Consider the following 19,239-nt stretch of genomic DNA (forward strand, 5'->3'; position numbering starts at 1 on the left):
ATATTCGTCGACATCGCTACCCGACGCGCTGCGCATGACTCACAGCGAGGCCGAGGCCTTCTTCGAGGGCAAGGCGTATGCCGAGTGGCGCAAGGGCAAGGAGCAGGAACTGAAGCTACAGGCAGCGGTGAACGACCGACTCAACGGCGTCATTCGAGCCTGTGGGGCAATCGTGAAAACGGTGGCATCGCTGGGGCGTCGGTAGGGCGCCGTGAGGTGCCAGGCCATGCGCGACAGGAGGGCGATGTGGCAGAACCAACTACCAGCGCAGCGGCGGCAACGGCGGCGACCGGCATCGGACTGGCGGCCATGCTGCCCTGGATCGATGCCAATGCCCTGATGGGTGCCGCGCTGGGGGCCGGACTCGTGGCCTACAGCAAAACCGACATGCGCACCTGGCAGAGAATCGGCGCCCTGCTGTTCTCCGCCCTGTGCGGCTACTTCATGACACCCGAGATTGTCGCCCAGACCCCGGTCACCCACGACGGTGCCGGCGGCTTCATTGGCGCCATCGTCGTCGTCCCGCTGTCGCTGAAACTCATCCAGCACGTCGAGAGGTTCGACCTGGCGACGTGGCTCGACCGCCGGAAAGGCAAGTGAGGCACGGCAATGGCTGAGACAGGGGTTATTCAGAACATCGTGCCGGTCGTGGCGGCATTCAGTTACTTCCTCGCCGCCTTGCGACTGGCCTCATTCCGCCGCGAGGGGCGGCGTTACAAGCGGCATGTGTCGCTGCTGGCCAGCGCCCTGGTCGGCACCTTGCTGTGCGCCGGGCTCGAAATCGTGTTCTTCGAGCCCGACGTCAGCGTCTTCCAGGGCGCCTTGGCCCTGCTGTTCTTCGTCCTGACGCTTCGCGCGCGGGGCAATGTCGCCACCCTGATGAGGATGACCCATGACGGCACCACTCCGACGCGGTAGTCGCGGCGAGGCTGTGCGCCAACTGCAACGCGCTCTCGGCTTCACGGCCGACGAAACCGACGGCATCTATGGGCGTGACACGGCGCGCGCCGTGCGCCGCTTCCAGGCTTCTCGTGGGCTGGTCACCGACGGGATTGCCGGACAGAAGACCATGGAGGCGCTGTTTGACCAGGATGTGACGCGGCGGCTCGGGCAGGCGGACATTGAGCGCGTCGCCGCACGGCTGGGCGTCGAGACGGCTGCCGTCATGGCGGTCAACGAGGTCGAGTCCCGGGGCAGCGGCTTCCTGGACGACGGACGCCCGGTGATTCTGTTCGAGCGCCACGTCATGCGCCGCAATCTGCGCGACATCGGGCGCGATGCCGACCTGCTGGCAGAGCACCTGCCCGGCATCGTCAACAGCACGCCCGGCGGCTACGACGGTGGCAGCGCCGAACACGATCGTCTGCACCTGGCGCGTCAGATCGACGAGGCCTGCGCCATCTGTGCGGCGTCCTGGGGGCTGTTCCAGATCATGGGGCATCACTACGCCGCGCTCGGCTTCGATACCCCGCAAGCCATGGAGGCGGCCGCCAACGAGAGTGAGGGCGCCCAGCTGGAGATGTTCGCCGCCTTCGTCGAGGCCGACCCTCGCCTGCATCGTGCGCTTCGCGACCATGACTGGGAGGCGTTCGCCAGAATCTACAACGGCCCGGCGTATGCGAAGCACGACTATCACGGCCGCATGGCGGCGGCCTTCAAGGACCATGATGAAGCGTTGAAGGAGGCGGCATGACGATAGCAGCGGTAGCGATAGGCGTTGCCATGGCCATCCTGGGCCACCTGATCCACCTGCTGAAGAAGGTGGTCGAGGCCAGGGCGTCGGGGCAGCGAATCGGGCTCATCGAGTTCGTCAAAGCGCGGCCGTACCGCACCGCCCTGGGGATGGCCGGTAGCGCCGCCGCCATGGGCTATTTGCTCGACTCGGGGGATGTGACGGCAATGACCGCGCTGGGCGTCGGCTACATGGCGGACAGCGGCCTGGCCATGCTGGGCAAGCGAGGGGGCAGGGCATGATGAGTCGACTGTGGCAATTGCTGGCCGGCGCCCTGGGGCTGGCGGTCGCCGTGCTGGGATTCCTGTTCCAGAACGCCCAGCGGCAGCGCGACAACGCCCGTCAGCGTGCCGATCGCCAGCAGCGGCGAGCGGAGACCGCCGAGCAACGACTGAGTCAGCGCGCGGCCGCCGATGCGGCCAGCGCCAAGGCCAAAGACGAGGGAGACCGCCATGTTGAGCAGGTTCGCGACGAGGCTCGCGATGGTCGCCGTGACCATTTTGCCGATGGCTGGATGCGAGACGACGCCTGACACCATCTTCGTGCAGGAGCCGCTTCCGGTACCGGATCGCCCGGCGCTGCCCAAGGTGCCGGCCGATGACATGCGTTGCCTGCCGGACGACGCCTACGAGGCGCTGGCCACGCGCGACGCCGAACTGCAAGGGCATGTGGGGCGCCTCGAGGCCATCTTGCGCACCACTCATCGCCAGGAAAAACGCGCCCCCTAGCCCCGCGGGGCGGCGATAGGCTGACACTTCCAGGCCATGCACGCCATGGCCACCTCAAACCTGTCCAACCACGGGGCCATGCCATGACCGTCTCCAATGCCTCTTACCTGAAGGGCTTCTACGACCAGACCAAGGCCATGGGTCAGAAGGTCGTGAACTCCGACTTCACCTTCGAGATCGAGGGCTTCGAGCAGAACTATCTGCTGGCTCGCCAGTGCCCGTGGCCGGATGTGGCCGTGCAGGGCGAGATCGAGGTGCCGTCGCCGCTGGGCACCGCTCTGTTCGAGCCGCAGCAGATCCGCACCAACCACCAGGGCCAGGTCACCTTCATGGAGACGGTGGCCGGCACCATCGACCAGATGCTGGTCGACATCATCACCAACGGCGGCACCTTCAACGCCAAGATCTACGAGGGCACGCCCGAGCGCTACCTGCGCTACAAGCGCATCACCGACGCCTTCATCCAGATCGACGACCCGGATCGCGACTGGGAGAACCGCAGCCAGGTACTGACCTTCAGCGGCACCATGTTCTTCCACTACTTCGGCGAGATCGTGGAAGGCAATAGCTCGGATTATCGCTGATGGCTGCCCTGACATCGCTGGTGACGCGCTTTGTCGAGAAGGAGCGGGGCGCGGCCAACATTCTGCCTTTGGAATCCGTCACGGCTCAGGCCGTGGCGGCCGTCTCGTACTATGCCGGGTTCGCGGCGCTGACCAATCTCGAGGAGGGGGCGGCCATCGACGAGAGCGTCGACATCACGGTGTCGGAGTGGGCGGAGATTCGCCCGCTGTTCGTGCTCTATGTCGAGCGCGAGACCGCGTTGCAGATGGAGGCGACCGGCATCCTGAGTGCGGGCGGCGGCTATGGGCGCTCGAGCTCCGAGGTCGGTGGCGAGATCGCCCAGCTTGAGGCCGACATGCCGCGCCGCGTCTTCTTCCATCCCGTGGTGACGGTGTGACGTCATGGAGCTCTACTTCGGCGAGAACGGCGACCAGCGCATCCGCGGCGACTTCATTCGCCGGGCGGTGCTGCGCTCCGACCTGGTGCCGATACCGCTGACCCTCGAGGCCGAGATCCGCGTCGGCACCGAGACCGCTGCCGAGTTCGATGTCGGGCGTTCGATCACCACCTATGACGGCGACGAGCTGGAGATCATCAAGTCCGAGCACGTCCAGCAGGCGCGCATGCAGGGCGACGACCTGTCCGGCTACGTGAGACTGATCGCCACCCTGAAGCCGGTAACGCCGGTGGCGTTCATCAAGCCCCGGGCGGTCATCAAGCACGGCGCATCGCTGACTGAGGTCTACCGCGCGTGCGGGGCGACACTACGCGGGATCGAGGGCGACTTCCCGGTACCGCGCTTCGTCTGCCTGGCCGGCGAGGCCCACACCTATCATATCGCCCGCGCACTTCAGGAGGCGGGCGGCGTCGTCCGGTGGCGCAACGGCCGGCTGGCGTTCATTCCACTGGGCAGCCTGTTCAACCAGGAGCCCGTCGACACCATCGTCGACGCTGCCTCCGATGATGTGGAGTCCGGCTTCCTCGAGCGCCACGACATCCCCTGGTTCTACAGCCTCGATGCCAATGGCGAGTTCGTCTACGGCAACCGCGGCAAGCCTCGGGCGGCTCGCTTCCAGCCGGGCGCCAACGCGATGACGCTTCGCAACATGACGGGATGCCTGGTGCTGGCGAAGACCACTCGCCTGAAGTACACGCAGAAGGTCGCGGCCGGCGACCTGATCGAGGTCGTGGGCGGTGAGCCCCTGGTGGCGATGACGGTCGCCAACCTGTTCATTCCCGGCGCGGATGGCGAGGAGCCCGAGCAGTTCACCCGGGTGTGGCTGGGGAGGTGGGAGCGATGAGTAATACCGGCAGCGGCCTGCTGTCCGGCAAGTGGCCGGCCGTGGTGACGTCTTACGACGCCGAGAGCCGGACGTGCGAGGTCAGCATCCCGGGCGTCACCGACGGTGCCGAAGGCGGACTGATCGCCGAGATCGAGTACCCCATCGGCGACAAGTCTCGCCACGAGACGATGACCGAGATCGAGATACTGCCAGGCGACAAGGCGTGGGTGGAGTTCATCCAGGGCGATCCGCGCTACCCGCTGATCACCGGCTGGCGGAATCCGACGACCGGCAACTCCGTCGGCTGGCGGCGCTGGCATCACGCCAACATGCAGTTGTTGACCGACGCCGAGATGCGGCTTCAGTCCGGCGGCCTGGTGCACGTCAGTGCCAAGGACAGCATCACCCTGCAGGTGGGCAACTCGACCATCACTCTGACGCCAGGCGACATCACCCAGCTGGCGAGCATGATCAACCTGAATTGACGAGGAGGCCGCATGGCTGCCGATCTACTGTTCTCATTCGATGAGCTGAACCGCAAGGACAAGGCGGTCAAGCAGCTCGAGAAACACTTCACCCGGGCCGGGGCTGCGCCGGTGAGCGTCGAGGTCGAGCCGCGCATCAAGCGCACCAGCGGGGTCAGCTACCGCGAGGTCAGCCTGACGTTCGCCGACAGCCAGGTGGTCAAGCTGCGCATCAAGAAGCCGGGCGACATCTTCCAGGTGCTGCTCAACAAGAAGGTGATGCCGCTGCGCCACCAGGATGATCACCCGAAGGCCATCGGCGAGATCGTGAAGGCCATGGATAGCGGGCGGTCAGCCTTCCAGAAGCGTCTCGCCAAGGCCAAGGTGCAGCTTCCCAAGCGCATGAAGACCTCGGCGCCGCGCATGGAGAAGCGCCTCGAGGAGAAGCGTGACGCCCTCAAGGAGGCCGTGGAAGACGCCCGCCAGCAGCTCGCCGAGCTCAAGCCTGACGCCGCCTGATTGCCATGGCCAATACCGAAACATGGACGCCGGCGCCCGACGTGCTGTTCAGCCTGCCGGAGACCAGCGGCCCGGTGTCGACCACCATCAGTGTGGCCGTGGAGGGCGTCGACCCCGCGACCGGGCTGCCGGAACCGGTGGCGGTGATCGGCTACCGGGGGAGCATCACGCCGGAACAGGGCGTGTTGGCGGTAGCGGGCGGCCCCGGCGGGCTGACGGTAAGCGCTACCAGCCTGGCCGGCCTGTTCCCCATCGACTTCATCGACGTCCTGCAGGATGGCCAGGTGGTCCGCGTGCCCGACTGGGGCTCGCTGCCCGCCAGTGCCGAGGAGGTGATCGAGTTCCGGCCGAGCCGCGACACCACGCGCGCCTACCGACTCGACGTGATCGCCGACCTCGAGGATGGCGGCGAGGCCTACACGTCGTACCTGATCGAGATTCACCAGGACTGGACCGCCGGCCGCGACCGGCTGAAGGAGGAGATCGATGCCCGCCGTGACACGACAGGGTGATGGTTGCACCGGCCATGGCGCCTTCCCGCCGCGCAACAGCACGAGCGGGAGCGGCAACGTCATGGTCAATGGCATTCCGGCGCACCGCCAGGGCGACGGCTGGGCCACGCACTGCAACGACGTGCCGGTCTGCCATGGTGGCGCGCTGGCATCCGGGTCCGGCACCGTCAACGTCAACGGCAAGCCCTTGGGGCGAATCGGCGATCCCGTGGACTGTGGCTCTGCCGTGGCCGCAGGCTCGCCAGACGTATTTGCCGGCGGCTAAGCCCGCCACAGAGCCCCGCGCGGCCAGGAAAAGCCGACCGGGCTCGCCCCTTTCTCTCCCATAGCATGGCCCCATGACGCGCCCGTGTGGCGCCATCCCGCAACCAAGGGGCCATGCCATGACTGGAACTTCACCGCCCGTTCTCTGGAACGACAGTAGCGCCATGCCGGTGGGCATGTCGCTGGGTCAACTGCTGTACCGCATTCGCCGGCCTCGCCCTGACGAAGACGACGGCCTGATCTTCGATAGCGTGACCCTCGACGACGTGCTCGAGGAGGCCGAGGCCATCTTCGAACTCGACGCCCTGGTGGCCACCAGCTCCTCCCTGGGGCGCAAGGTGAGCAGCCTGGAGCGCGTGATGAATACCGGCGGCGGCGAGCTCAGCGTCGTGTCCTCGCAGGTCTCCAGCCCGTTCAAGCGCCAGGGCGTGGTCAATGTCGCGGCCGTATTCGAGCTCAGCGACGGCCAGACCGTCACCATCATGTTCCACAACCCCGACGCCGGTACCGCCAAGTCGCTGAAGCCGGACGACGAGCTCATCAGCTGGAAGTGGCTGCTCAACAAGAAGGACATCACCATCGTCGTCGCACCCGAGAGCGGGAGCGACTTGCCGATTCGCCAGGTGGCGCGGCGAATCATGAAGCTTGCCGAGAAGAACTCGCAGGCCTTCGCGCGCATGAACAAGAAGCGCGCCGAGCGCCTGGAATACATCGAGAACCTGAAGGGCGAGATTGGCGAGCTGGAGACCGAGCTCGACGGCCTGACCCGGCAGATCGAGATTGCGCAGATCGAAGCCGAGGATAAAGCGCTGAACACCCCCAAGCCGCTGACCCGGCAGGAAGGCCTCGACATGCTGGACGAGCTTCGCCCGTGGCTGTCTCGTCAGCAGTACCGCGCCATGGCCGACGTCATCCGCAAGGGCGAGGAATCGGAGGCCTACATCGACCGCGCTCAGGTGCTGGCCAGCATCATCGATGGCATGGCCAAGTCCTATGAGCAGGACGGCAAGGGGATGGAGGAGACCACCGCCTATCTGCACTACTTCCGTGGCGGCGGCGACTGGTACATCACCGAGAAGGACGCCAAGGGCGACGGCACCGAGCAGGCCTTCGGCTGGGCCGATCCCGGGATGGGTCATGGCGAACTCGGCTATATCGGCGTCGACGAGCTGACAGGCGCTGGCGTCGAGCTGGACCTGTACTTCGAGCCCAAGCCGCTGAGCCAGGCAGTGGAGACGAAGCAGGGCGATGAGGAGGGCTCGGGTGCCGGGGAAGATCGCAGTGCCGAAGGCCTGGCGCTGGCAGAGGCCGCGGCAGCTGAATTCGGTGGTGAGCTCGGCCAGTGGGAGCCGCAGCCCGGCATGCTGGGCAACTGGCAGTTCGCCGACCTTCGAATCGGGGATGCCGAGCTGCGTATCGGCGTCTCTGGCGGCGGCGTGGTGCAGGTGAACGGCAAGCCGCACGATCCGCAAGGTCGCGTCATCGACGACGCGGAGTCCCTGAAGGCCGCCATCGCGTCACAGCTGCCGGCGCCCTCTGCCGAGGAGGCCGCCGAGGGCGAGCGCCCCGTCGAGCCCGCCGAGCCTTCCGGCAAGGATACGCCGACCGGCGTCAACGAAGACGGCGAACTCGAGCCCGAGGGCGCCGAGAACGTGGTCAAGACCGCCAAGGGCTCCGAGGTGCAGACCGGCTTCACCGTGGTGGAGGCCGAGGAGCTGATCGCCTCCCACGACATCAACGGCGACCCCAATCCCGCCTTTCCCGCCGAGCTTCAGCCTCGTGACCGCGGGCGCGATGCGTCCATCGCTTGGGTCAAGAAGACCGCTCAGCAGCTGGATCCCGACAGCCTGGGGCGCACACGTCGCGCCGACACCGGAGCGCCCATCGTCGGCCCGGATCGCGTCGTCGAGTCCGGCAACGGTCGCACCATGGCCATTCAAGAGGCGTACCGCAGCGGCAGCGCCGACGAGTACCGCGAGTGGCTGGTCGAGGAGGCTCATCACTACAACCTGGATGCCGGTCGCGTACGCGCCATGAAGGCGCCCGTGCTCGTGCGCGTGCGCACGTCGAAGCTGGATCGCCGGGAGTTTGCCGTCGAGGCCAACCAGGACGACAAGCTGAGCATGACCGGTACCGAGAAGGCCCGGGCCGACGCCGATCGTCTGGACGAAGGGCTGATCGCCAAGCTGGCCGACGACGGCAACCTGCTGTCTGCCGCCAACCGGGAGTTCGTCAACGGCTTCCTGCAGTCCCTCGGCGACACCGAAGCCGCCCAGTACATGACCAGTGACGGCAAGCCCACCGGGGCGCTGATCGCGCGCATCCAGGCCGCCATCTTCGCCAAGGCCTACAGCGATGACCGCCTCCTGGAGATGACCGCAGATGCCAGCAAGCCCGAGGTGGCCAACGTCATCAACGCCTTGAACGTGGCGGCGCCGGAGTTCATCCGGGCTCAGGCCGCCGACCAGGCCGGTACCGACGCGCTGACCCATCAGCTGGTGGACAGCGTCAGCACTTCGCTGAACGACGAAGCGGTGCAGGCCATCGTTGAGGCCACCAATCTGGTGCGCCAGGCCAAGGCTGACGGTGCCAGCGTCGAGGAGCTGGTCAGCCAGCGCGGCTTGTTCGGCGACATCCCGCCGGCCACGGCCGCCATGGCGCTGTTCATCAACCAGAACAACCGCAGCTCGAAGCGCCTCGGCCTGGCCTTCAAGGCCATGGCGGAATTCGTGCGCAAGGAGGCCGAGCGCGGCCAGACCGTGGACATGTTCGGCGACAGCCAGCGGGCCAGCCTCGAGCAGATCATCGAGGCCGCCAACCGCGAGCTGGAGAAGGAATACGGCGAGGGCAGCTACGCCATCGAGTCGCTGGACATGTTCGAGGCGCCGCCTGCCACGCCGGACGGCGATACCGATCCGACCGAATCCGCCGGGCAGGGCGGGGTTCGCCTGTATCACGGCACCGCCAAGGGCAATGCGTTCAGCCGGTTCGACGCGAGTCGCGCGGGCCGCGGCGTCGGCAAGAATCACGCCGACCAGGGCGACCAGATATACCTGACGGCGAGCCGCCAGGCGGCGGAGTGGTTCGCCGAGAAAGCCGAGGTGGCGAAGCAGCTCGAGAACGGCGGCAACCCCGGGGCCAATGAAGACAACTCGGGCACGGTGCTTGCCTTCACGCTCGACGCCAGCGCTCAGGTGCTGCACAAGCTCAGCATGCCGCGGGGCAGTCAGTCGCAGGAAGTGATCCAGCAGGCCCGCGATCAAGGCTTCGATGCCATCGCCTTCCCCGATCAAGGCTTCGGGACCGTCGAGGGCGACCCCAGAGTGGGCGAGATGTACACCGACGGCGCGCCGCCGACCACCTACATCATCCTCGACGAGTCGAAGCTGACCCCCGAGGGCGAAGTCGGTGGGGCGCCCGATGAAGACGACCTCGAGCAGGCCCGCCAGTCCACCGATACCGACCCCAGCGAGGCGGAGAAGGAAAGCGGTGACTACGCCAAGGGCGAGGTCGAGATCCACGGCCTGACGGTGGCCATCGAGAACCCCAAGGGCAGCGAGCGCTCTGGCACCACGCAAGACGGCGAGGCGTGGTCGGTGTCCATGGCGAACGACTACGGCTACATCAAGGGCACCAAGGGCGCCGACGGCGACGAGGTTGACGTGTTCATCGGCCCCGACCTCGAAAGCGAGCGCGTCTTCGTCATCAACCAGGTCGACAAGGATGGCGAGCTGGACGAGCACAAGGTGATGCTCGGCTTCGCCACCCGGGAGGATGCCGAGCAGGGCTATCTGTCCAGTTATCGCACCGGCTGGGATGGCCTGGGCAGCACGCAGGAGATGAGCGTCGATGAGCTCAAGGCCTGGCTGCCGAGCGCCGCCGAAGGCAAGCCCGCTGCCGCCGAGGAGTCTGCCGAGGAGGCGCCCTCCGCCGACCCGATGGAGCAGGCTCGCGCCGTCACGCAGCGCGAGGAGTTCGCTTCGCTGACCCGCGACTTCACCCGCTCTCTGGCCACCATCAAGGGCATCGATGCCGGCACCATGCCGGGCATGGAGCGCTCGCTTTTCGTCAACTCGATCACCGGCAAGATCAAGACCCGCGCCAAGCGCGACCCGCTGCTGGGCGGCGTGCTGCTGGCCTGGCTGGACAAGCAGCTCCAGAAGCCGTGGGACAAGGCGCCGATCACCGGCCGCAACGCCGTCTGGAAGGCGGTGGACGACTGGGAGCAGTACAAGCCGCTGTTCGATGACGAGCCGCCGGTCGGGCCCGAGTCCGTCGGCAATGATCCCGACGCCGCCCGCGCCGCCGCCACCGGCGACAGCCCGGCATCGGAAACCGAGGAGGAGGCCATGCGCCGCAACGACCGCCAGTTCCTGCAGTCCGTCATCGACGGCACGGAGCCCGGCATGCTGTCCCCCGAGCTGGCCGACAAGATCCTGGCCGTGATGGAGCGCCAGTCCGGCGATGACGAGATGGAGGCGCTGATCGAGAAGGCCGGGGCGGCCTATGAGCGCGCCATGCTGAGCGCCACCGAGGACCTGTAAGGAGATCAAGGATGAAACATATCTACGACGATGCCTCTGCCGGTGGCGGTGCGAAGGCGATGATGTCTCGGCTCAAGCTGGTGGGCGAGCTGGGCCGCGTCCGCAAGGCGCTGATCGACCTTCCGCAAGGCATTGCCGCGATGTCGGAGCGGCTCAAGCTGGTGAAGCGGGCCAACGAGATTCGCTCCGAGCTCATGGCGGCCAATGTGGCCGCCGACCCCGCCAGGGCCCTGCGCCTGGAGCGCGAAGACCCCGAGCCGGTGGAGGGCGCGCGGCGCCCCACGGCCGGTTTCTACAGTCATGACGAGAAGCGCACCAAGGGACAGCGCCAGAAGACCAATGACGCGGCCATTGAGCTGCTGTCCCGAGTGCAGTCCGGTGAGCTTGCCCGGGATGAGCTGTCCGATGAAGACCGCGCCGTGCTGGCCGGCTACTCCGGCAACGGCGGGGCCCTGGTCGGCGCCGACGGCAAGAAGGGATCGGCCTACGAGTATTACACGCCGAAGCCCATCGCCGAGGGCATCTGGAGCGCGCTCGGCGAGATGGGGTTCTCCGGCGGCAAGATTCTCGATCCGGCGGCCGGCACCGGCGTGTTCGGCGCCACGGCGCCGCGCAATGCCGCCGTGGATGCTGTCGAGCTCGACGAGACGTCGGGCACCATCAATGCCCTGGTCAATGCCGGCCCCGGCTACACGGCCACGGTATCGCCCTTCGAGGCCGTGGCGTCCGCCACGCCCGACGAGAGCTATGACGCGGTGGTGACCAATGTGCCGTTCGGCACGACCGCCGATCGAGGCGGCAACCAGAATCTCGACCCCAAGTACCAGAAGGAGACGCTGGAGGCCTATTTCATCCTGCGCTCTCTGGACAAGCTGAAGCCCGGCGGCCTGGCCGCCTTCGTGGTGCCGCCGCGCTGCGTGTCGGGCCGGGGTGGTGCCGAGGTCAAGCTGCGTCAGCGGGCGAGCCTGAAGGCGGAGCTCCTGGGCGCCTACCGACTGCCCAACAGCGTGTTCGGGGCCGCCGACGCCGATACCATCACCGACGTCATCTTCTTTCGCAAGTACGGCCGCGACGCCGCCGAGAGGATCGACGAGCTTCAGGAGCAGTCGCCCGACACGCTGGCCGACGCCAACGTCATGTGGGGCGAGTTCATCGAAGGGCGATACTTCAAGGGCGAGGGGCGGCGCTTCATTCTCGGCGAGTTCGCGCCCAAGGACCCCGAGAAGTTCCGCGACGTCGATCGCGTCACGAATCCGGCCAGCATCCCCGAGGTGGCCCAGCTGATTCGCCGCCTACCCAACAGCCGTGTCGACTGGGACGCGCTGGCGGCAGCGGAGACGCAGCCGATCATCTACCGGGAAGGCGACACCATCACGCAGGCGGGGCAGACGCTCCAGATGCGTGACGGCGACTGGCACGCCCTGGAACCGACCGGACGTGACGACCGTGGCGATGAGCTGCTGGGCAGTTTCAAGGACGCCTACACCGCCTTCGATGCCGGCATGAGTCATGACGATGCGCTGACGCTGCGCCAGTTCATGCGCGACACCTCGCAGACGATGAGCATGCCGGCCTGGCTGGCGTCGGCACTGGCCGCCCTGGACAAGCTGTCCGATGACGAGTCGCGCGCCCGTGCGTGGGCGCCCGGCCTGGTGGGGCTGGCCGTGTCTCAGGTCCTCGACGAGAACGGCCGAGGTAGCGGCACCGACTTCCTGTCAGGCTACGCCAAGCTGTCTGAGGCGATGAAGCGCCAGGCGGCCGCCGCGAAGCGGATCACGGGTGTTGATGGCGACCTGCGGCGCGGGCTCGGCGAGCTGGTCGCCCACTACCATCGCAAGGACGGGTTCAGCGCCCTGTGGCGCGGCGACATTCAGGAGGCGCCCCGGGCGCAGGTCAGTGCCGAGCACGGCTTCGAGGGGCTGCTGTACGAGAATCAGTCGAGCTGGGTGAGCCTCGAACAGGCGCGCACCGTGCTGGGCGACGACTTCGACCCGTTCGCCAGCGATGACTGGTGCGTCTCCGCCGACGGCACCGAGGTGAGCCGGGCCGATGACTACTTCGTCGGCAGCTATGGCGAGTTCGTGAGGCGCATCGATGCCGAGATGGCGGCCGCGCCCAACGACAAGGTGCGTGACAAGCTCATGCGCCAGAAGACCGTCGCCGCCGAGCGCATCGATCGCGTGGATGTCGGGCGCATCACCTTCAACCTGTTCAGCCCCTACGTCTCGCTCGAGGAGAAAGCCGAGTTCCTGCGCCGTTTCGTTCACCCCGGCGCGGTGGTCAGCTTCGACGACAAGAGCGGCGAGCCGCGCATCGAGTTCGACATCCCGGGCAGCCAGCTGACCGACCGCGAGAAGCTGATTCGCCGCATTGGCGCCTACCTGAAGAACGGCACCATCACCCTGGGCGGCACCAAGCTCGACATGGGCGACGCCGAGGGCATCCGCGAGCTGCGGGCCATGATCAACAAGGCCAACGAGCAGTTCAACGGCTGGGCGCGAGGCAATGCCGGCGTGGTCTCTCGCCTGGAGAGCCAGGCCAACGATCCGGAGAGGCTGCGCTTTGCCCAGCCCGAGGACGAGAGTCCGCTGACGATCCCGGGCATGAATCCCGATCTCGAGCTACACGGCTATCAGAATGCCTACGTGCGCTCCCGCGCGCGCGATTTCTCCGGCATCAACGGCTTCGACGTGGGGCTGGGAAAGACATTCACTGCCCTGGCGGCGGCGCAATACGTGCAGTCCATCGGCGCCAAGAAGAAGACCGTCTTCGTGGTGCCCAACTCCGTGCTGTCCAACTGGCAGAAGGAGACCGCCAAGGCCTACGCCAGCACCGATGACTGTCTCTATGTGGGGCTGCGCAACGGCCGCGTGGACTCCTCGGCCTACGATGAAGACCTGGCCCGGATCATGGAGAACCGGCACAGCAAGGTCTTCATGACCATGGAGGCCTTCGAGCGGATCCGCCTTCGCGAGGACACCATCACCGGCTATGAGTCCTACATGCGAAGCGCCGACCAGTCCTTCGCCGAGAGCGAGGACCGCAAGGCCGACGAGCGCGCCAAGGGCAAGGCGGCGACCATCGTCGACGTGCTGGGCAAGAAGGATGGCGCCGCCCCCTTCCTGGAGGACATGGGCATCGACTCGCTGGTGATCGACGAGGCCCACGTCTACAAGAACTCGGCAACCACCGTCGACTTCAAGGGCGGCAAGTACCTGTCGCTGTCGCCGGCCTCCAGGCGCGGCCTCGACGCTCAGGCCAAGGCCTGGGCCATCCGAGGCGGCAGCGGCGCGCGCGGCGACGGCGTCATGGCGCTGACTGCCACGCCCATCACCAACAGCCCGCTGGAGATCTACTCCATGATGGCCCTGGCCGTGGGTCATGATCGCGTCAACGACATGTTCGTTGGCACGTCCGGCGCCGACGGCTTCATGAACACGGTCTGCCAGATCGAGAACGAGGACGACGAGTCCATCGACGGCGAGAGCCGGGCCATCAACGTGTTCAAGGGGCTCAACAACGTCGACATGCTGCGCGGCGCCTTGCGGCAGGTGGCCACCATCAAGAATGCCGACGACGTCGGCAGCCAGATTCAGGTCCCGGATGCGCCTGAGCAGGCCGCCTCGATTCATCTGCCCGAGGACACCGTCACCCGGCTTGAGGAGTACAAGCAGGCGTACCGCTATGCCGCCGACGCGCTGTCGGAGCGTGGCGAGAACCGCGGAGACGCCGCGGCCTTCGACCGCATCGCCGGCAAGTTCGGGGAGCCCATGGAGCTCATCGGCCACCCCTTCAACCTGATCAACAAGATGACCATGCTCATCGCCGACCCCGACCTGGACGCCCGGGTGTCGCGCTATCTGGTCAACGATGGCGAGGAGGAGCAGGCCCGCGCCCTGGTGGAGCAGTGGAATGCCAAGCCGCCCACCGAGCAGCGCACGCGCCCCGGCCCCAACGCCACGGCGGAGGAGGCGACTGGCGTGAAGACCATTCGCGACGCGAATCGCGAGGTGGTCGGTCGCCAGTACAAGATGCCGGTCAAGGCCTGGATCGAGAATGGTGCCATCGTGCTCGACACCGTGAGTTCGGACACTCAGGAGCGCTTCGAGGCCATGGCGGACAAGGCCGGCGTGGATCTCGACGTATCGGTGCCGCCCAAGCTGGCGGCCATGCTCGAGAATGTCCAGACCGAGGCGGCAACCCCGCGCGGCGTCGACGCCGAAGGCAATCGCGTGCCGCACGCCAAGCAGATCATCTTCTGCGACCTGCTGGGCCTCCACAACAAGATCCGTCGGCTGCTGACTCGCCGGGCCGGCGTGCCGGCATCGGCCATCGCCGTGGTCACCGGGCAGCGCAACAACAGTCCGGAGGAGATCATGGAGGTGCAGGACGGCTTCAACGCCCCGGGCGAGGCCAACAAGTACCGCGTGATCATCGCCAACGAGAAGGCGGAGGTCGGCATCAACCTGCAGAAGGGTACGCAGGCCATCCACCACCTGACCATCGGCTGGACGCCGGACAGCCTGACCCAGCGCAACGGCCGCGGTGTGCGCCAGGGCAACAAGACCGAGCAGGTCACGGTCTACCACTACGACGCCGACGGGACCTTCGACACCGCCAAGCGCTCGCTGGTCAACAGCAAGGCCGACTGGATCGGCGCCATGATGAAGCCCGACGGCGGCGACAGCCTGGCCATCAGCGGCGGCATGAGCCGCGAGCAGATGGAGGCGCTGATCGATGTCGTGGGCGATGCCGACGCCGTGACCCGTGTGCAGGAAGCCATGGCGGCGAAGGAGGCCGAGCAGCGGGCCACCAGCAATCGGGAGCGTCAGCGCATCAACCTCGACACGATCGACAAGCAGAACCGCTTCCTGGCCGAGAATGAGCATGCCAGCGATTGGGTGGCGCGCAAGGCGGGCCAGCTGCTGACCGCCATGGCGCAGACCGAGAAGGTTCGCAAGCGCCTGGCGAAGCCCAAGATGTCGGAGTCGGCCCGGGCCAAGAACGAGTCGCTGCTGGCCGAGCTCGAGGTGAGGGAGGGCGGCCTTCAGCGCCAGATCGAGGAGGCGGCGACCTTCCACCGGGCCAGCTACAGCCATCAGGCCCGCCAGGTCGAGCGCCAGGAAGGCGAACCGCCCCTGAGCGCGCGCGACGTGGTGACCACCTTCCTCGATCGCGCCAAACGGGGCGAGAACCGCGCTTCCGACCTGGTGGACAGCCTCCGTCGCGGCCGGCTGGGCTTCGGCGCCGTCGACATCGAGATCCACGAGGAGGCCGAGCTGGTCAATGAGTGGGAGGCCGAGGTCGACATGGCGCGCCAGATGCGCCGCCAGGCGGTGGAGGGCTACCAGCGCCAGGCCGAGGAGGCTGGCAGTCTGCCCGATGGTGTGGCCAGCGCCTTCGCCGAGGGAGAAGGTGTCATGGTCGGCGACCAGCCGGTGATCGCGGAGTGCTTCATCGAGGCCGATGGCGAGCTGTTCGTGGTCAGTCGCGAGAGCCTGGCACAGTTCCGCCCCGGCGCCGTGGGCCACAGCCCCGACGTTAGCGGACAGGTACGGCGATCTTCCCTGGCAGCCCTGGTGCCGGTCGGCGAGGTGATCTACCCCGGCAGCGCTAAGCACGATGACTGCCTGGTCAGGGCGGCTGCCCTGGAGGATGCTGCCGAGCGCGCCGGCGAGACGATGAACGTCTACTCCGATGCCTGCGCGGCCGTCGCCACGCGCCGCGAGACCGACATCATGGCCAGCTACCCGGGGCGCGAATACGCGCTGCCGGCCCCGCACTTCCCGATCCCGGTGCAGCCCGACAGGGTGGAGGCCGGGGCCTCGCTCTTGTCGCGCATCGTCGAGGGCCAGCGCCGCGTCATCACGCGGTGGGAAGGCATGAGCTTCGTAGTCAGCAATGACCTGGAAGTGGAGCGTGGCCAGCCGAGCTTCGTCGAGGCGCTACGTGACTATGCCATCGCGCACGGCGAAAAGGCTTCCATGGCCGACTTCGGCTTCGGCCAGCTGTACCGGCTCAAGCAGGTGATCCGCGAAAGCATCAACGAGGAAGGGTTCGCCGCGGCCCTGGTGGGCCAGGATGGCGACGAGATCGGCCGCAATGTGGAGCGCTTCATCGAGCGGGAAGTCCCATGGTTCGACTTCGAGGGCGAAGGGAACTCATACTTGCCGATCCATCTTCAGCGTCGAGCCATGATGGCCGTGGCTGAGAAGGCGGAGCCGGATGAAGCGACTGGCGGCGCGCCGGAGGGCGAAGCCGACCCCGATGAGCTGGTCCTGGTCGAGGGCGATACACGCCCCTGGAAGGATCGCATCAAGGAGTACGGCACTCGGCACGGCAGCTATCGACGCTGGGTCCGCAAGGAGACTGCGTGGCGCATTCGCCGCCGGGCATGGGACGCGCTGGTCGCCGACTTTCCGCGGGCAGCCCAAGAGCTCAATCTGAGAGGATGACATGGCATTCACCGAGCACCTTTTCGACAAGGACGACATCAAGGCGCTGGCCCGGGAGCGGGCCGCCGCCCTCAAGGAGAATCGCGGGTTCTCCGACTTCCCTGCCTTCGCCCTTGGGGTGGTCGAGCGCCGCCTGGCCAAGGACCCGCTTCGGTACCGGGACTATGGTCCGTACTGGTGGGCGCTCAAGGCGCTGCTGATCGAGAGCGGGAGGGAGATGGGGGAGCGTGACGACCCCATGGTGCGCGCCACCTACCAGGGCGAGACGCCGGCCGACACCATCGTCATGGCCGACGAGTTCCGCACCCGCTACCTGGCCACGCAGGCCGTCGGCACCAACCAGTTCATCCTGGATGGCGAGACCGGCGACACCTATACCCTCGAGGACGAGGACATGGAGTCGCTGGCCTCGGCATAGGGGCTCGAAGCGGAAAACCTCGCCCTGACTCTGCTCTGGCATGGCCCACCATCGGGCCATGTCTAAATCATCCCCCACTGGGCATCGGCGAGGCCTGCTCTCACGACTCGGCATTGGTGCCAAGAAGTGGGAGAACGATCACCTCCCCGAGAGCCACGAAATATCGCCGGCCGACACCATGCTCTATGGTGCCGGCACGACCACGGTCGCCAGCCTCATGGCCTCGGGGACGCGCCAGGCGCGCACTCGACAGGCCATCTACAACAAGTGGTCTCAGATGGAAGCCGACCCCATCGTGTCGTCGGCGGTCAAGCTGCTGGTGACGTCGGCGCTGGGCGGCCACGAGACCACCGGCGATGTCGTCTTCATCGAAAAGCGCCCCGCAGCCGAGAAGGACGAGCGCCTCGGCAAGATCGTCGAGGAGATTCGCGAGGACCTGTCGGCGGTGCTCAACCGCGCCGCCTACCCCATGGCCTACCTGGGCAGCGTGTTCGGCGACTCCTACGCCCGCATCTACACTGACAGCCGTGGCGTCGTCGACCTCTACACCGATGAGCTGGTCAGGCCGCCCCTGGTTCAGCCGTTCGACCGCGGCAGTCGCACCGTCGGCTATGCCATCTACACCGGCGAGCGCAACTTCCAGCGCCTGGACACGACCCAGCTTGCACGCCTCAAGATGCCGCGCAGCCAATGGGTGCCCCAGCACGGCGTGTTCGAGAAGTCGCTCAAGCTCACGCTTACCACCGATGACGTCAACGAGCTGCCGCTGATGCCGGCGATGGCCGGCGGCTCGCTCATCTACCCGGCCGAGGATGCCTACGACAACCTGACGTCGAGCCTGCTGGGGCTGGTCGGGCAGCGCTGGATGGATTCGATCGACGAGCAGATGCTCACCGTGAACCTCAACGACATGTCCAAGGACATGCAGGAGAAGTTCATGTCGTCGGTCACGGACATGCTGAAGCGTTCCAAGGAGGTGGCCGAGGAGGCGGTGAAGGGCGGCCGCCCCATCATGGAGCGCATTCGTCACGTCATCCCGGTCTTTGGCGACAAGCAGCTGACCCGTGTCGAGGGCGGCGGAGGCCAGACGGGGCGAGCCGACAATGTGAGCATCGAGGACGTCATGCTGCATGCCCGCTTGCTGGCGGGGGCCATCGGCGTCGACCTGTCGATGATCGGCTTCGCCGACCAGATGAGCGGCGGCCTGGGCGAGGGCGGATTCTTCCGCACCTCCGCACAGGCGGCCGAGAGCGCGCGCGTGATTCGCGTGGCGCTGTCCGAGGCCTTCAACCACATCATCGACATGCACACCCTGAAGCGCTACGGCATGGTCTTCCCGGCCAGCGAGCGGCCGTGGCGAATCAACTTCTACGGCTCTATCTCGGCGCTGGAGGCGGAGCGTCAGCGCACTCTCAACGACGGCATGAGCGTCGGCCTCGGGCTGGCTCAGGCCATCGGCGCCATGCGCGACATGGGGGCCGACAAGAAGATCCTGCGATCCTTCCTGACCGACACCATGCAGCTGGACGAGGAGCAGGCGGAGCTCTATGCGCAGCTGGCCGAGATGGGGAAAGATGACGGCGGCGGCGGGCAGGGGTGGCCATGAGCCTGTTCGATACCATCTCGGGCGCCGGGGCCAGCGGCAACATCCTGGGGCAGGCCGATGGCGCCATCCGCAGCGGGGCCAGCAGCATCGGCGAGCAGGTCGGCAACATGGCGGGTGGCGGCAAGCTGGCCAGCGCCGTCAGCCAGGCCG

Annotated in this window: 18 protein-coding genes; all 18 read left to right on the top strand. The window is 66.9% G+C overall.

What is annotated here, in order from left to right:
* The first annotated feature begins 34 nt into the window (after positions 1-34).
* Positions 35-205: a hypothetical protein gene (locus NH448_RS16775; RefSeq protein WP_201786188.1), complete on the top strand. Its 171-nt coding sequence runs from the start codon at positions 35-37 to the stop codon at positions 203-205.
* A 41-nt stretch (positions 206-246) separates the two neighbouring features.
* A complete protein-coding gene (locus NH448_RS16780) occupies positions 247-600 on the top strand; it encodes a putative holin (RefSeq protein ID WP_253029076.1) in 354 nt (117 codons plus the stop codon).
* Positions 601-609: 9 nt separating this feature from the next.
* Entirely contained in the window at positions 610-918 is a 309-nt protein-coding gene (locus NH448_RS16785; protein WP_253029077.1) for a phage holin family protein, read from the top strand.
* Positions 893-1,693, top strand: a complete 801-nt coding sequence (locus tag NH448_RS16795; RefSeq protein WP_290442840.1) for an N-acetylmuramidase family protein — start codon at positions 893-895, stop codon at positions 1,691-1,693. Before NH448_RS16785 ends, NH448_RS16795 begins: the two co-directional genes overlap by 26 nt.
* Positions 1,690-1,974, top strand: coding sequence for a hypothetical protein (locus NH448_RS16800; protein ID WP_253029078.1), 285 nt, complete (start codon positions 1,690-1,692; stop codon positions 1,972-1,974). The genes NH448_RS16795 and NH448_RS16800 overlap by 4 nt, the downstream gene beginning before the upstream one ends.
* A complete protein-coding gene (locus NH448_RS16805) occupies positions 1,971-2,264 on the top strand; it encodes a hypothetical protein (protein ID WP_253029079.1) in 294 nt (97 codons plus the stop codon). Before NH448_RS16800 ends, NH448_RS16805 begins: the two co-directional genes overlap by 4 nt.
* 10 nt (positions 2,265-2,274) lie before the next feature.
* The gene (locus tag NH448_RS16810) at positions 2,275-2,460 is read left to right on the top strand and encodes a hypothetical protein (protein WP_253029080.1); all 186 of its coding nucleotides are present in this window, start codon (positions 2,275-2,277) and stop codon (positions 2,458-2,460) included.
* An 83-nt stretch (positions 2,461-2,543) separates the two neighbouring features.
* Positions 2,544-3,044, top strand: a complete 501-nt coding sequence (locus NH448_RS16815; protein WP_253029081.1) for a hypothetical protein — start codon at positions 2,544-2,546, stop codon at positions 3,042-3,044.
* Positions 3,044-3,421: a hypothetical protein gene (locus NH448_RS16820; RefSeq protein WP_253029082.1), complete on the top strand. Its 378-nt coding sequence runs from the start codon at positions 3,044-3,046 to the stop codon at positions 3,419-3,421. The genes NH448_RS16815 and NH448_RS16820 overlap by 1 nt, the downstream gene beginning before the upstream one ends.
* A 4-nt stretch (positions 3,422-3,425) precedes the next feature.
* Complete coding sequence (locus tag NH448_RS16825; RefSeq protein WP_253029083.1) at positions 3,426-4,325, top strand: hypothetical protein; 900 nt, start codon at positions 3,426-3,428, stop codon at positions 4,323-4,325.
* The gene (locus tag NH448_RS16830) at positions 4,322-4,792 is read left to right on the top strand and encodes a DUF2345 domain-containing protein (RefSeq protein WP_253029084.1); all 471 of its coding nucleotides are present in this window, start codon (positions 4,322-4,324) and stop codon (positions 4,790-4,792) included. Before NH448_RS16825 ends, NH448_RS16830 begins: the two co-directional genes overlap by 4 nt.
* A 12-nt stretch (positions 4,793-4,804) precedes the next feature.
* A complete protein-coding gene (locus NH448_RS16835) occupies positions 4,805-5,290 on the top strand; it encodes a hypothetical protein (protein ID WP_253029085.1) in 486 nt (161 codons plus the stop codon).
* A 5-nt stretch (positions 5,291-5,295) separates the two neighbouring features.
* Entirely contained in the window at positions 5,296-5,802 is a 507-nt protein-coding gene (locus NH448_RS16840; protein WP_253029086.1) for a hypothetical protein, read from the top strand.
* Positions 5,777-6,067: a PAAR domain-containing protein gene (locus NH448_RS16845; RefSeq protein WP_253029087.1), complete on the top strand. Its 291-nt coding sequence runs from the start codon at positions 5,777-5,779 to the stop codon at positions 6,065-6,067. Before NH448_RS16840 ends, NH448_RS16845 begins: the two co-directional genes overlap by 26 nt.
* A 118-nt stretch (positions 6,068-6,185) precedes the next feature.
* Entirely contained in the window at positions 6,186-10,610 is a 4,425-nt protein-coding gene (locus NH448_RS16850; protein WP_253029088.1) for a hypothetical protein, read from the top strand.
* 11 nt (positions 10,611-10,621) lie between these two features.
* Positions 10,622-17,065, top strand: a complete 6,444-nt coding sequence (locus NH448_RS16855; protein ID WP_253029089.1) for an N-6 DNA methylase — start codon at positions 10,622-10,624, stop codon at positions 17,063-17,065.
* Between the two features lies 1 nt (position 17,066).
* Positions 17,067-17,483 carry a hypothetical protein gene (locus tag NH448_RS16860; RefSeq protein WP_253029090.1) on the top strand — a complete coding sequence of 139 codons (417 nt, stop codon included), beginning with the start codon at positions 17,067-17,069 and terminating at the stop codon, positions 17,481-17,483.
* A 58-nt stretch (positions 17,484-17,541) separates the two neighbouring features.
* Entirely contained in the window at positions 17,542-19,089 is a 1,548-nt protein-coding gene (locus tag NH448_RS16865; protein ID WP_253029091.1) for a hypothetical protein, read from the top strand.
* The last annotated feature ends 150 nt before the right edge of the window (positions 19,090-19,239 follow it).

Origin of the sequence: Halomonas sp. OfavH-34-E, from assembly GCF_024124525.1 — a bacterium.
Classification (GTDB): Bacteria; Pseudomonadota; Gammaproteobacteria; order Pseudomonadales; family Halomonadaceae; genus Halomonas; species Halomonas litopenaei.